Source organism: Shewanella sp. BJSY2023SW001, assembly GCF_047314685.1.
Lineage (GTDB): Bacteria > Pseudomonadota > Gammaproteobacteria > Enterobacterales > Shewanellaceae > Shewanella > Shewanella indica.
The window spans coordinates 58865-73542 of record NZ_JBKORF010000051.1; the positions used below are offsets into that span (position 1 = coordinate 58865).

Genomic DNA, 14678 nt, shown 5'->3' on the forward strand with positions numbered 1-14678 from the left:
AGCAGAGCACCTTTGGAAACCTGACTAATTTATGCGCTTACCTCGGCGCAGCATTCATTGCTGCCGAAAATTCAGGCGTTATATAACAACTTCAAATAAAGTTGGGCACTGTCTTGCCATAAGAAGCGACTGGCGGAGGCCCTTTTTCTAAGGGCGTTCCAGTTGGCAGTGGGATAGAGCTCCAAGGCCCGGGACAGGGCGTCAAGCAGCGCCTTGGCCTGTTCATCCAGCCCAATCCCTGCGAATACCAAGCCATTGTCACCGTCACTGATGGTATCGGCCAGCCCACCTGTGGCATGCACCAAACAGGGTTGGCCTGCTCTCAAAGCCAGCATCTGGCTGATACCACAAGGCTCAAAAGAACTGGGCATCACAAACAGATCGCCACATTGATAGAGGGCATCGGCCAGCTCCTGATGATAACCATTGATAAAGCGAAAATTGCTGTTACTCGCGGCGATGCGACCAAAGAGTGCCGCTATCTGCTCATCGCCGCTGCCGAGCAGCCAAAAACAGGCGCTGTCGCTGAACTGCGCCAGCCTTAGCAGCAGCTCTTCCAGCACTGTCTTGCCCTGCCAGGGATGACACAGCAAGAGTAACTTCTGTTCAGTGAGCCTGCCAACCGAGGTCAGCAGCATTCCCGGTGACTCAGATATCTGCCCCAAGCGGATTTGGGTAATCATATCGGCCGGCGTCACTGCATCGCTGCGCCCGAGTTTACTCAATAATGCCTCTGTGGCTATCTTGGGCAGTTGCAGCTTGAGTTGCCGCCGCTTGCCGGCAGCGAGCGGTAATCCTTTTTGATAGTCACAGCCGTTGAGAATGCCGAACACCTGGCCAAGCTTGGCTTTGGCCTGCAGCTCAGCCTCCAATCCCTCACCGCCAAAGAAGCCCTGTTCAGGTTGTGACGGGCGCAGCACTTCCTTGGCGTAAGTCGCCGAGACCAGATGGATGACATCGCTGAACTGAATCGCCGCCCGCAGCGGATTGATACATCCGGGGTAGCGGGTATCCAGCGCCAGCTGCAGCTTGGGATTTGCCCCTTCGGCCAACAGCCAGGGATACCAGGCCGCCAGGGAAGATGCCTCGCCGGCAAGCGGCCGCACCCCCTGCATCGCCAGATTGTGGATACTGAGGATGCAGGGCACTTTTGATAGGCCGCAGTAGGCGGGATCCAGAGCTCTTAACATGGCAAAGCCGCCGCAGTGCCAGTCGTGCAGGTGAAACCTGTCCGGCAGCGGCAATAACCCCTGTTTCAACGCCGCCGCAACAGCAGCGCCGAAGAGGGCAAACTTGCCTGCATCTGTGGCAAAGGGGCGCTCAGGGCCATCCAGGCTATAGACTTCACGCTTAACGCCGCAAAAACCTTCATGAGCCAGAAGATAGATCCACAATCCCTGGGAACCTGGCTGAACCGCCGGATTAGCGATCCGATACAGCCCAGCCCGGGTGGTGCCTGCGCCGAAAGCAAATTCAAACTCGCACAGAAAATCGGCCCCCTGCTCCTTGGCCAAAAAGCCATAGTCCGGCATTATGATATGCGCCGCCACGCCTTGGCTTTGCAGCGCCAAAGGCAACTCGGCCAGCACATCGGCCATACCACCGACTTTGGCACCGGCCAAGGCGGCATTTTCCGCCGCCAACATCAACACCTGCAGTTTTGCTTTCGCCACCATTATTCGTACCCCACAGGCAGTCCCAACATGTCGCGGGTCACCAGCACCACACCGTTTTCCGAGACCCGAAAACCCTTGGCCCTGTCGTGGTCATGGTTGAAGCCTATCTCCATCCCCTCGGGGATAATGCAGCCCCGGTCGATAATAGCCTTGCGAATCCGGCAATGACGCAACACCACCACATCGGGCAGGATCACCGAGTCTTCCACCTCTGAGTAAGAACAAACCCTGACCTCATTAAAGAGAACGCAGTGGCGCACAGTGGCACCAGAGATAATGCAGCCACTGGAAACCACAGAGTCCAGCGCCATGCCGCGCCTGTCATCATCGTCAAACACAAACTTGGCCGGCGGCAGTTGCTCCTGATAGGTCCAGATGGGCCATTTGGCGTCATAGAGATTGAGCGCAGGAGTCGGCGACAACAGTTCCATATTGGCTTGCCAGAAAGAGTCCAGAGTTCCCACATCGCGCCAGTAGGCCTGCTCGTTGGGAAAAGCGCTGCGAAACGGATAGGCATAGACCCGGTGCTTTTCTATGATGGCCGGGATAATGTCCTTGCCGAAATCCCGGTTGGAATCGGCGTTCTGGGCATCTTTTTTCAGCTGTTCAAACAGAAACTCTGTGTTGAACACATAGTTGCCCATAGATGCCAGGCAGGATTCGGGGTTATCCGGCAAGGGCCTGGGTTGGGCCGGTTTCTCTTCAAACCCCAAAATACGGTTGCTGCTATCCACCTCCATCACCCCGAAGGCGTTGGCCGCTTCGGCCACCGGCACCTCCATACAGGAAACCGTCATATCGGCGCCGGACTCGGCATGAGCGGCCAGCAGACCGGCGTAATCCATGCGGTAGATATGATCGCCCGAAAGCACCATCACATAGCGCGGCAGCTCGTGACGTATGATGTCTATATTCTGAAACACAGCATCGGCCGTGCCCTGATACCAGTTGTCCGAATACCGTTGAGACGCCGGCAATATCTCCACCGACTCCCCCAACTCCTTTTTGAAATGCCCCCAGCCGCGGGTCACGTGGCGGATAAGCGAATGGGACTTGTACTGGGTCACCACCCCTACCCGGCGGATCCCCGAGTTGATGCAGTTGGACAGCGGAAAGTCGATGATCCTGAACTTGCCGCCGAAATAGAGCGCAGGCTTGGCCCGCCAATCGGTCAGCTCATGGAGGCGGGAACCCCGGCCTCCGGCCAGGATCAGGGCATAGGTTTCACGGGTAAGGTTACTGATATAACGCGGACTCGGATTCGGCATAAAAGCGTGCTCCCAATTAACAGAAAAAGGCGCTCACTGCGCGCCCCAGATATGGTCGCGATAACCGGCTATGGTGACATCGCTGGAGAAGCGGCCACTGACCGCGGTGTTGCGAATACTCATGGCGGTCCAGCGCTGAGGGTCCTGATAAGCCTTGGCGGCTTGCAGCTGGGCCAGACGGTAGGTTTCAAAATCGGCCGCCAGCATCCAGGGATCCTGTGGCGACTCAATGGCGGCTATGATGGGGTCGAAGATCCCCGGTTCCAGCAGATTAAAGTGCCCACTTTTGAGCAACGCCATTACGCCGCCGAGCGCCGCCGAGGACGCTATATATTGCGCCGGGCAGTAGTGCGCCTTGAGCTCCTCCACCGCCAGGGCATTGAGGCCAAACAGAAAGAAGTTGTCTTCACCTACCTCTTCGAGCATCTCGATATTGGCGCCATCCAGAGTGCCTATGGTCAGGGCGCCATTCATCATGAATTTCATATTGCCTGTGCCCGAGGCTTCCTTGCCGGCGGTGGATATCTGCTCTGACAAATCCGTACCCGGGCAGATCACCTCCATGGCGCTGACGTTATAGTCGGGCAAAAAGGCAAACCTGAGCCAAGGAGTGACTCTGGGATCCTCATTGACCATATGAGCCACGTTGTTGGCCAATTTGATCACCCGTTTCGCCATGGCATAACCGGGGGCCGCCTTGCCGCCAATCAAGACGCAGCGTGGTTGCATCCCCTGGGTATCGCCACTGACAATCCGCTGATAGAGATGGATCACATGCATGATATTCAGCAGTTGCCGCTTATATTCGTGGATCCTCTTAACCTGCACATCAAACATCATGGAGGGGTCGAAGTTCACCTGGCAGCGCTGCGCCACCAGCTCGGCCAGCGCCTGTTTATTGGCCTGCTTCACCTCACGCCAGGCGGCAATAAATGGCTTGTCCGAGGTAAAGGCGTTGAGGGCAGTCAGGCATCTTAGGTCGCTCAGCCAATCCTGCCCCAGGCGACTGCTGATGAGCGCAGTCAAACGGGGGTTACAGTGAGCCAGCCAGCGCCTGGGCGTCACGCCATTGGTACGGTTGTTGAACTTATGCGGCCAGAGTTCGTAAAAGTCCCGAAACAGCCCTGTGGTCAACAGCCTTGAGTGCAGCGCCGCCACACCATTGACCGAAAAGCTGGCCACTATTGCCAGATAGGCCATACGGATATGGGGCTCATCCCCCTCTTCTATGATGGACATCTGCCGCAGACGTGACACGTCGCCGGGCCAGTGATGCGCCACCAACTCCAGGTATCTGGCGTTGATTTCATAGATGATCTCCAGAATACGCGGCAGCATCTGGGCGAACATACGCACCGGCCAGCGCTCCAGCGCCTCCGGCAACAAGGTATGGTTGGTGTAGGCCATGCAGTGGCTGACTATGTCCCAGGCGGCTTGCCACTCCAGCTGATATTCGTCGATAATCAGGCGCATCAACTCGGGCACCGCAATCGCCGGATGGGTATCATTGAGCTGCAGCACATGAAACTTGGCAAACTCACTGAAGTCCCGGCCTTTGTTGGCAACCCAGGTCGTCAACAGATCCTGCAAACTGGCAGAGGACAGGAAATACTGCTGCCGCAGCCGCAACTCTTTACCGTTTTCACTGCTGTCATTGGGGTACAGCACCATGGTGATCTGCTCGGCCAGATTCTTGGCCGCCACGGCTTCGGTGTAATCCCCCTGGTTGAACTCGGCAAGGTCAAACTCATCCGTGGCCTCGGCCTTCCAAAGCCTCAGAGTGTTGACCCGGCCGTTGCGATAACCCGGCACCGGCATATCATAGGCAACCGCCAGTACATCCTGGGTATCCACCCAGGCTCTGTGCCGACGGCCATCGCGGTCAACATGACTCTGCACATGACCAAAGAAAGGCACTGTCACATTGTGCTGTGAGGCCCGCACTTCCCAGGGGTTGCCATCCCTGAGCCAGCGGTCCGGCTGCTCCTGCTGGTAACCATCAACTATCTGCTGGGCAAACATGCCGTACTCATAACGAATGCCATAGCCAGTGACCGCCAGCCCGAGACTGGCGCAGCTGTCCATAAAGCAAGCCGCCAGCCGCCCGAGACCGCCGTTTCCCAGACCGGCGTCATGCTCTTGCTGTTGCAGGGTTTCAAGCGCTACCGCATAGCCTTGCAGCATCTCCCGGCACTCGTCGGTCAGCTCCAGATTGAGCAAGGCGTTGCCCAGGCTTCGGCCCATCAAAAACTCCAGCGACAGATAGGCCACCTGTTTGCGCTGGTACAAAGCATCCTGGCTGCGACTGGCGCACCAATCGTCCAACAGCTGCTCTTTGACGCTCAGGGCCAACGCCTGATAGAGCTCCTGAGGCCTGCGCTCATTGCGGTTAAGATCGTATCTCAGCTGTCTGGCAAAGGCCGCCGGCAGTGAATCACAGGGCTCGCAGTCATGGTGCGCCAGATGGCCTGGGGCTTGTTGAGTGGCGGGCGCGATTGGCGATGCGGCTTTTGATGCTGTTGTCGATTGGCTCTTACTGCGGCTCTTGACTCTATTCCTTGAAGTGTCAGTCATGGCTGGCTCCTTTGGCTGAGGACGACAGATAACGGCCACCTGCGGCCAGCAGCTGAAAACTGAAGGCGGCAACGGCGAAAGATGAAGCTGTGGGATAGCAGGATTGCTGTTCATCCCGTCCGGCTTCGCTGGAAAGCAGCAGTTGCCACTGCTCACCGGCTCCGGGCGGCGGAGATGGCAGACAAAAATGGCTGTTGCTGTCACCGGCATGCAGCAGGATCAGCAGGGCTTCGGTCTGAAGTTTGTTTTCTCCTTGAGGGCTCATATTGGGCTGATGGCTCTTGCTCAGCTGATGGCTCTTGCTCAGCTGAAGGCTCTTATTGCGCTGACGGCTCTCTGCCCGCTGAAGGCTCTTATTGAGCTGACGGCTCTGCATCAACTGTAAGCTGCGGCACTGGACTTCGCCCCAATGGCCGGGTGTCATGGCCTCGCCGGAGGCGGCAAACCAAGCCAGGGCTCTGGGAGCCTGGAGGGCATCGGTGTGAACATAGTCATCGCTGTCATAAAAACCGCAATCCCGGCGGATATGGATAAGCTTGCGAACAAAGGCGCCGAGCTCAGTATCTTCCCTGTGCCAATCGAGCCAACCCAATGGGTTGTCCTGACAATAGGCGTTGTTGTTGCCGCTCTGGGAGTTGCCGAACTCATCGCCGGCCAGCAACATGGGCGTGCCCTGGGAGAGCAGTAAACTCGCCAGCAGATTACGGCTTTGGCGCGCTCTCAAGGCCAATATGGCGGCATCCTTGCTCTCGCCTTCCACGCCATGGTTGGCACTGAAGTTTTCATGGTGACCATCGCGGTTGTTTTCGCCGTTGGCCTGATTGTGCCGCTCCCGATAGCTCACCAGGTCTCTCAGAGTGAAACCATCATGGCTGCAGATAAAGTTGATTGAACTTTGTGGGCCGCGCCCCGAGTGTTCAAACAGATCGCCGGAGCCGGAAAGGCGCCTGGCAAGCTCGGGCAAGAGCCCGGCATCACCGCGCCAGAAACGCCGCAGGGTATCGCGATATCTGTCGTTCCATTCGGCAAAGCGATTGGGGAACTGCCCCAACTGATAACCGCCCGGGCCTATGTCCCAGGGCTCGGCTATCAGCACACATTGCTGCAGTTCAGGGTCTTGCAGCAAGGCATCGAACAATCCGGCGCGATTGCTGAACCCCTGCGTCTCACGGCCAAGGCTGGTGGCCAGATCGAAACGAAAGCCATCCACCCCCATGATATCGACCCAGTAACGCAGCGAGTCCATCAGCAGCTGTACGACTCTTGGATGACTGATATCCAGGCAGTTGCCACAGCCAGAGTCATTGATATAAAAACGCTTATCTGCCGGATGCAAACGGTAGTAGCTGAGATTGTCCAAGCCGCGAAAACTGACGGTCGGCCCCTGACGATTACCCTCGGCGCTGTGATTGAAGACCACATCCAGCACGAGTTTGATACCGGCATCATGCAGGGCTGAGACCATCTGCTTGAATTCGCCAATGGCATCGTCAGAGGCCGAATATGCCCCATGGGGAGCGAAGAAACCTATGCTGTTATAACCCCAGTAATTGCTGAGCCCGCTATCCAGCAGAAAAGGCTCGGACAGAAAGGCCTGCACCGGCAGCAGTTCGACACAGGTGATCCCGAGCGACTTGAGATAAGCTATCGCCACCGGGTGCGCCAAACCGGCAAAGGTGCCGCGAAGCTCAGGGGGGATCCCGGCCATGGCGGCGGTGAAGCCCTTGAGGTGCATCTCGTAGATCACTTCATTACGCCATTGGCCGCCCGGTAAGCGCTTGCCGGTAAAGCGGGTATCGGCTACCACTTGGCATTTGGGCATGGCCCAGGCGTTGTCACAGGGATCGGCCCATAAGTCATCACCTATTCCGCCGCTGCCGGACTCCCGCTCTGGGGTCCCTGGTACTGGGGATTCAGCCCCCCCCGGATGGCACACAGCGGCCAATGGCCGGCCCTGCTCATCGACTCTGGCATAGCCAAGTTGCCAGGGCCCATACTGCCAGCGACCACAAAAGGCTCTGGCGTAAGGGTCCAGCAGCAGCTTGGCCGAATTGAATCTGTGCCCTTCCTGAGGCTGATAAGGGCCATGCACCCGATAGCCATAGCAGAGTCCTTCACCGGCCCCCAGCAGCAAACCATGGAACACCTGTTGCGAGGACGGCATAAGCTCGAAACGGCCCGACTCCCGCCATTGGCCATTTTTGAATTCAAACAGGCACAGCTCTACCCGGGTTGCATGAGCCGAAAACAGCGCAAAATTCACCCCTTCCGGCTCGCCATTGGCTTCATGTACCAGAGTTGAGCCCAGAGGCCAGGGTTTGCCTGCAAGCATCTGCATCAGCCACGCTCCAAGGCGAAATAGACGCTCGCCAGGGGCGGCACCCGGATCAGCGCGCTATATGGCATGCCCTGCCAGGGGATCTCCTCGGCTTCCATACCGCCGGCGTTGCCTTGATTACTGCCGCCGTAGAATGCGCTGTCGCTGTTGAGCAGCTCGCGGTAACGTCCGGGCTCTGGCAATCCCAGTCGATAGCCTTCCCTGACACAAGGGGTAAAGTTACAGATAACCAGCACCATGTTGCCGTCAGAATCGATACGCGCAAACGCCAGCAGGCTGTGCTGACTGTCGTTACAGTCGAGCCAGCGAAACCCTTGCGGCTCGCCGTCACACTGCCACAATGACGGCTGCCGGCGATAACAGTGGTTAAGGTCCCGCACCCAATCGCTGAGTCCCTGATGAGACGGATACTGCAGCAGGTGCCAGTCGAGGCTAAAGTCATGTTGCCATTCGCGCCGCTGACCAAACTCGCCGCCCATAAACAGCAGCTTTTTCCCCGGATGAGCCCACATAAAACCGTAAAAAGCCCGCAGTGTGGCAAACTTCTGCCAGTCATCGCCGGGGATCTTCTCCAACAAGGCGCGCTTGCCATGCACCACTTCATCGTGACTCAGCGACAAAATAAACTGCTCGGTATAGGCATAGATGAGGGAAAAAGTCAGTTGCCCGTGGTGATAGCTGCGATGTACCGGCTCCTTGGTGAGATAATCCAAGGTGTCGTGCATCCAGCCCATATTCCATTTGAAGCCGAACCCCAGGCCGCCGGCAGCGACATCCCGGCTGACACCATCCCAGGCGGTGGACTCTTCGGCAATCATGATGATCCCCGGGTACTCATGGTAGAGACGCGTATTGAGCTGCTGCAAAAAGGCTATCGCTTCCAAATTCTCACGGCCGCCATATTCGTTGGCCTGCCACTGGCCCTCTTCGCGGCTGTAATCCAGATAGAGCATGGAGGACACGGCATCGAGGCGCAGGCCATCGAAATGAAACTCCTCCAGCCAATAACAGGCATTGCTGAGCAGAAAACTCTGCACCTCTTTGCGGCCATAGTTGTAGATCAAGGTGTCCCAATCGGGATGACGGCCACGGCGGGGATCTTCATGTTCATACAGACAAGTGCCATCAAAATGCGCCAGGCCGTGGGGATCGGAAGGAAAGTGCGCCGCCACCCAGTCGAGCAGCACACCAATACCCGCCCTGTGGCAGGCATCAACCAGCAGTTTAAGCCCCTCGGGATCGCCAAACCTGTGACTGGGAGCATACAGCCCCACGGGTTGATAGCCCCAGGAACCGTCGAAGGGGTATTCACTCAGCGGCATAAATTCCACATGGGTAAAACCGTGAGATTGCAGGTAAGGCACCAAGAGTTCCGCCACCTCTGCGTAGCTGAGAAAACCACCTTCGCCGTTACGCCGCCAGGACCCCAGGTGCAGCTCATAGATACTGACCGCCTGTCGGTGCCAGGTGCTTTGCGCCCTGGCGGCCATCCAATCATTGTCCTGCCACTGCCAATCACTTTCCGCCATCGGCACTATCGAGGCGTTGTGGGGCGCACCTTGCATCTGTCTGGCGCAGGGGTCGGCCTTTTCCAGCCAGCTGCCATCCTGGGTTTGCAGCAAAAATTTATAGTGCTCACCGCCCTGGATTTGCGGCAAAAACAGCTCCCAAAGACCTGAGGCCGGGTGGCGGCGCATACTGTGGCGACGCCTGTCCCAATGGTTGAAATCCCCCAGCAAAGACACGCTTTTGGCATTGGGAGCCCAAACACAAAAACGCACACCTTTTTCGCCCTGGCACTCCAGCCAATTGGCTCCAAGCAACTGCCAGCCCTTCAGCAGACTGCCTTCATTGAAGAGAAAACATGCCTGCTCATCGAGCGAAGCATCAAAGCGGTAAGGGTCGTCCAGCACCAGCTCGGCCTGGGGATAGCTGATGCGGAGCCTGTAGTCGAAGGGTTTTACCCTGCGCCCCATAAAACCACTGAACAGGGGCTCGGCGCCAACGACAGGGTTAAGCTCGGCTACCTTACGGCCGGTTTTCGCATCCAGCACCTCGACAGCGGCGGCGCCGGGCAGCACGGCGCGCAGTAGCAAGCGGCTGCGGCCATTTTGCTCGACCAGATGCATTCCGAGCCAGGCGAAGGGATCGCCATGGCGCCCTTCGGCCAAGGCGCAGGCGGCGGCAAAGTCCAGTTCCGGGACCAGGCTTTCCTGCTTTGGCTCACTAAAGTGCGGCGCGGTTTCATTGGCGGCGATTTGCTGTTTCATCTGCATCTCCTGTTGATTGAGCTCGAAGCCGCTCCGGCTCAGCGCAGCAACTTTGCTCGCGCACCCGGCGGATATCCCTGAGCAAGGTTTGCAGCAGCTCAGAATCATTGAGGCGCTCCACGGCCAACGAATAACGTCGGCGCCAGTTGGGATACTCAGCGCTGGTGCCCGGGATATTGACCGCCACCTTATCGCCGAGCAGATCTGTCAGCGGCAGGCTGAAAAGCGCACTGCGCCCCGAGGCGACTGTAACGGCGAGGTTATGGATCACGTTTTGGGTATAGGTGACAGAGTCCGGCTCAAGTGCAACTTTTATCTTGTTTTCAAAGGGATAAAATTGCGAGAGCCAAACTTCAAGAGCCTGAATATCCCTGCGGCGGTCATCGCTTTCCCTTGCGTATTGTTCAGCACCCAGCAAACCAAGTTCCCGCCTGAGCCTGAGATCTTCTTCTTCCAGCCAGGCTTTGAGCGGCGCTACATCATGGTTGCTCAGCATCATGATGGCGTTTGGCTTGTAGTCATTTGGCGGCCGAAATCCACCAAACTCGGGGAAATCCTGCTGCTCACGGCAAAAATAGAACAGCTCATTGGAGTACAGCCCGCCAAGCTTAAGCGGCGCTAAGATTTGCGGTGGCACCAGACCAAGGTCTTCGCCAATCACCAGGCAGCGGGCACGCTGGCTCTCCAGCAATAAAATCGCCAGCAGGGTATCGAAGGGGTAATAGACATAGGCGCCTTCAGGCTTGCCAGACTCAGTTTCGACTGCAGTTTCAATCTGGTTTTCGGCCTCGGCCGGCCACCACCAGAGACGAAACAGCGACATCACGTGATCTATCCGAATGGCACCGCTGTGGCGCATATTGGTGCGCAGCAACTCAATAAAATGGCTAAAATCCGCTTGCTTGAGACCGACGGGATCCAGAGGCGTCAGCCCCCAGTTCTGCCCCTGGGGCGCAAAGGCATCCGGCGGCGCCCCTATGCTGGCACCTTGGCAAAACTGACTCTGATGCTGACTCACCTCAGTGCCGCTGCCAACAGTGCCGACAGCCAGATCCCGGATAAGGCCGATACTCATGCCGGCTTCTATGGCGCGGGATTGACACAAAGCCAGCTGCTCTTCGGCAACAAACTGCAGATAGAGATAAAAGCTGGCATCTGCGGGCCAATCTCCGGTGGCGAAACTCGCCTGCTCCCGGGCATAGTGCTGCAGCGCCAGTCCCTCCCGACGCACAAAACCTTCGTAGCCCAGGCGCCTGGGAGCATCCTTGGGCAAAGCGTTGAAACGCTGCCACATTGCTTTAAGGCGGGCACACTTATCACGGTTGACAAGGGCATAGTCCAGCCAGGGGCTGAAGGCCGTTTGCTCGGCAAAAGATTCAGCATCACGGATTGGTGCCGTCCCTTCGGCGCAAAGCAGCGGCGAGATATACAAGGGGTGCAGGCGGCGTCTGTCTATTGGGCTGTAGGGACTTGGGGAGGCATCCTCGGTGAGCGCCAGCGCATGCAGGGGATTAAGCAGAATAAAGTCCAGCCCCTTGGGGGCCAGTTGGGTTATCAGCTTCAGCAAGGCTCCAAAGTCGCCCATTGCCTCAGGGCCGGGAGTATCCTCCTGCCACAGAGAAAACAACTGCACACTGACACCCCAGGGCCTGCGATGAGGCTCAGTTTGCCGCGCCGTATTTTTTTGCAATACGCCTTGGAAAGCCTGCCTTGGCGCTACCATCAAGGTACCAACAGCAAGTAGCTTCTCATCGCCATCACGTTCAATGATGGATAAAGACACCCTGTGGTAGCCAAGTCCGGCGGCAATGCCACAGTTACCGGAAACCTCGTCCAGTTTAAGCTCGTGCTCAAAATAGCAGCGCTCACCGATACGATAATCGCCACGCACCGGACAGTCTGCCGCTGAAAAGCTGACAACAAACTCCTCACCCAGCTCACTCGTCAGCGTCAGCTGCAGCGCCTTGGATAGCAAAGACTGCGCCTCGAGTCTGAACCTCAGACTGAGACTGTCGAGATAACACCACTGAAATGAAGGCAACAGCTGCTGCCAGGGTTCGGCATCGAGCTGATGGATCCGCTGCTCAATCCAAAGCTCGCTCGCATCTTCGGGTATAGGGCCACACATGGCGCAGAGGATCTGTTTGCGTGTGTCGGCCGATGTAGGGCAAAAACGCCCATAGCTATCGCTGAAGCCGTCCCCTATCCCTTGCAGATACAGCAACTTCTCCAGTCCCATCTCAGCACTCCACGCCAATCACCTTAAGTTCCCTGTGAGCAGATAGCATGCCAGGGTAAAATAACAGCAATAAGACAGAGGTGTGTCAGCCAAGTGACAAGTATTTAATGATTCAATTCAGCAACTTGATGAAATTAACCCTGATGCTTGGCGAGCGTCTCTCAAAAGGCAGCAAAGGTAAATGAGTTGCACCAATGACTCAAGAGTGTGCAATCTTTCACCAATTGAGTGCAAGACATCGCCGACAAAAGCCGGGATTGGCAACCAGGGGGAAAACGGGGGTTCAAACAGAAGTCAATCTTGGGGTCGCTGACGGCGACCCGCTTGTAAAGAGGAAAACTCAGCTCTTGGTTTGCTTTGGGGTCACAGCTTCCGGCTCATCGCTCGGCTGAATTTGTCCCACCAGCAGCATGGGGGCGGCATCCAACTCTTCGGCATCCATCATGGTGGCAATCCGCTCCACCGCAGACAAGAGCTGGCTCTGCTCCCAGGCCTCCAGCGCCTGATAGCGCTTGATAAAGTGCTCTTGCAAGGGTTTGGGCGCCTGTCCCAACAAGGCAACACCGGACTCACTCAGCAACAGGTGTATCTTGCGCTTATCGGTTTGGCTGCGCTGACGTATGACCAAGTCCTTGGCTTCCAGACGGTCGATGATGGTGGTGACTGTAGCAGGGCTCAGATTGATCTCGGTCGCCACCTGTTTAGCGAGCGGCGATCCCATGGAAGCGATTTTCTGCATCACCATAAGCTGCGGTCCGGTGAGGCCCGAGTGCTTGCTCAGCTGCCTGGAATGCAGGTCGATGGCGCGGATCACTTTGCGCAGCGAGATTAATAACTGCTCATACTTTTCCATGAATACTTCCTACTCACACTGGTTCGAAAAGGGCTACTGAAATCACAGGTAGCCGAAAGGCGCCAGCTTATCAGAAAAGCCCGGCAAACTCATAGCCCATCGACTCAATAGCTGAATTTCCCAAAATGTCAGCACCGCCAAATGCAACTTTGGATCAACAAATTATTCATCTTTTGTTGATACAAAAACCTCATAGTGTAATCATTAGATAGCTAACAATTAGAGCTCAAATCAATTATCGAGCATTAATTATCAGAAAAGGACTATCCCCATGTCGGCCACCAGCCTGAAGTACAAGAGCGAAGAAAATCCTATTCCACTGAAAGTCATCACAGAGAAGCGGCCATTTTCCAGCCATCAGGCGCTGATGCAGTTTGATGTTGCCAATCGCCCCTGGCGAGAAACCCTGTCGCTGAGCTTTAAGAATGACAAACAACTGTCCCAGGTATTCAACAATATTCGCGCGGTCGATGACCAAGTTTATGAAGTGATTGCCGCCAGGATCACCCCCTATATAGCCCAGCTGATGGACAAAGATGATCCCAACTGCCCGATTCGGTTGCAGTACGTCCCAGAGCAGGATGAGTTGGAGGTCGCCCCCCATGAAATGGGCGATCAATTGGCGGAAGATGACATGATGCCGGAAGGCACCTCGATAGTGCACAGGTATCCCAACCGGGTGTTGTTTCTGGTGCACAACATCTGTGGTTCCTATTGCCGCCACTGCACTCGCAAGCGCATGGTGTCCGATCCGCTCAACGTGATCTCCATGGACAGGATCCGTCGTTCGGTGGAGTATCTGCGCCAACATACAGAAGTGCAGGACGTGCTCCTGTCGGGCGGCGATCCTTTGCTGCTCACAGATGACAAGCTGGATGAGATTCTGTCGATGATCCGAGAGGCCAGACCGGATCTGAAAATTCTGCGTATCGGCAGCCGTTTATTGGCGCAGCTTCCTACCCGGGTCACCCCCGAGTTGTGCCGGGTACTGAAGCGTAACCGAGTCACACTGATCAACACCCAAGTAAACCACCCCAGAGAAATCACCCCCTTATTCAGCAAACATATCGCCATGCTCAGGGAAACCGGCATCATGCTCGGCAACCAGAGTGTGCTGATCAAAGGCGTCAACGACAGCATAGATACTATGCAGGAACTGGTAATGGAGTTGGTATCCATAGGCATACGTCCCTATTACGTCTATGCCATGGATCCGGCGCCGGGCAACAGCAAGTTTCAGGTCAGTTATCAGCGAATGCTGAAAATCTATCACGGCATCCGCGGCTGGGTATCCGGCCCGGCAATCCCCACCTTTATCGTCGATGGCGTCGGCGGCCTGGGCAAAATGCCGGTGCAGCCGGAATATGTCCGCAGGCAAACAGGCCCGGAAGGCGAGCGTCTGATAGCCACCAACTTTGAGGGGCGCAGCGCCGACGTATCATTCCTGCTACAGGAGTGAT

At 56.6% G+C, this 14678-nt stretch carries 8 protein-coding genes; 1 reads left to right on the top strand and 7 read right to left on the bottom strand.

Features of this window, described 5'->3' with window-relative positions; all coding sequences use genetic code 11:
• Positions 1–71: 71 nt before the first annotated feature.
• The 7 genes from ACMHXH_RS11715 to ACMHXH_RS11745 all read right to left on the bottom strand — a co-directional run bounded on the left by ACMHXH_RS11715 (position 72) and on the right by ACMHXH_RS11745 (position 13218).
• Positions 72–1676 (bottom strand): glycogen synthase, encoded by a 1605-nt coding sequence (locus tag ACMHXH_RS11715; RefSeq protein ID WP_335911928.1) that lies wholly within the window; start codon positions 1674–1676, stop codon positions 72–74.
• Positions 1676–2944 carry a glucose-1-phosphate adenylyltransferase gene (glgC, locus tag ACMHXH_RS11720; RefSeq protein WP_025889422.1) on the bottom strand — a complete coding sequence of 423 codons (1269 nt, stop codon included), beginning with the start codon at positions 2942–2944 and terminating at the stop codon, positions 1676–1678. Before glgC ends, ACMHXH_RS11715 begins: the two co-directional genes overlap by 1 nt.
• Before the next feature lie 33 nt (positions 2945–2977).
• On the bottom strand, positions 2978–5518 hold the full coding sequence (locus ACMHXH_RS11725) for a glycogen/starch/alpha-glucan phosphorylase (protein ID WP_233962727.1): 2541 nt from the start codon (positions 5516–5518) through the stop codon (positions 2978–2980).
• A complete protein-coding gene (glgX, locus tag ACMHXH_RS11730) occupies positions 5511–7856 on the bottom strand; it encodes a glycogen debranching protein GlgX (RefSeq protein WP_335911932.1) in 2346 nt (781 codons plus the stop codon). Before glgX ends, ACMHXH_RS11725 begins: the two co-directional genes overlap by 8 nt.
• Positions 7856–10126, bottom strand: coding sequence for a 1,4-alpha-glucan branching protein GlgB (gene glgB / locus ACMHXH_RS11735; RefSeq protein ID WP_083399824.1), 2271 nt, complete (start codon positions 10124–10126; stop codon positions 7856–7858). Before glgB ends, glgX begins: the two co-directional genes overlap by 1 nt.
• Positions 10101–12365, bottom strand: a complete 2265-nt coding sequence (gene malQ / locus ACMHXH_RS11740; RefSeq protein ID WP_335908607.1) for a 4-alpha-glucanotransferase — start codon at positions 12363–12365, stop codon at positions 10101–10103. Before malQ ends, glgB begins: the two co-directional genes overlap by 26 nt.
• Before the next feature lie 340 nt (positions 12366–12705).
• Positions 12706–13218, bottom strand: coding sequence for a MarR family winged helix-turn-helix transcriptional regulator (locus ACMHXH_RS11745; RefSeq protein ID WP_039034750.1), 513 nt, complete (start codon positions 13216–13218; stop codon positions 12706–12708).
• Between the two features lie 271 nt (positions 13219–13489).
• Here ACMHXH_RS11745 and ACMHXH_RS11750 point away from each other — a divergent pair, with 271 nt between their 5' ends.
• Positions 13490–14677 carry a KamA family radical SAM protein gene (locus ACMHXH_RS11750; RefSeq protein ID WP_071476610.1) on the top strand — a complete coding sequence of 396 codons (1188 nt, stop codon included), beginning with the start codon at positions 13490–13492 and terminating at the stop codon, positions 14675–14677.
• Position 14678 lies beyond the last annotated feature (1 nt).

Excerpts from the sequence above, each read along its gene's own strand:
- ACMHXH_RS11715 (WP_335911928.1), bottom strand. The coding sequence starts at position 1,676 with ATGGTGGCGAAAGCAAAACTGCAGGTGTTGATGTTGGCGGCGGAAAAT.
- glgX (WP_335911932.1), bottom strand. The coding sequence starts at position 7,856 with ATGCAGATGCTTGCAGGCAAACCCTGGCCTCTGGGCTCAACTCTGGTA.
- glgB (WP_083399824.1), bottom strand. The coding sequence starts at position 10,126 with ATGAAACAGCAAATCGCCGCCAATGAAACCGCGCCGCACTTTAGTGAG.
- ACMHXH_RS11745 (WP_039034750.1), bottom strand. The coding sequence starts at position 13,218 with ATGGAAAAGTATGAGCAGTTATTAATCTCGCTGCGCAAAGTGATCCGC.
- ACMHXH_RS11750 (WP_071476610.1), top strand. The coding sequence starts at position 13,490 with ATGTCGGCCACCAGCCTGAAGTACAAGAGCGAAGAAAATCCTATTCCA.
- malQ (WP_335908607.1), bottom strand. The coding sequence starts at position 12,365 with ATGGGACTGGAGAAGTTGCTGTATCTGCAAGGGATAGGGGACGGCTTC.
- ACMHXH_RS11725 (WP_233962727.1), bottom strand. The coding sequence starts at position 5,518 with ATGACTGACACTTCAAGGAATAGAGTCAAGAGCCGCAGTAAGAGCCAA.
- glgC (WP_025889422.1), bottom strand. The coding sequence starts at position 2,944 with ATGCCGAATCCGAGTCCGCGTTATATCAGTAACCTTACCCGTGAAACC.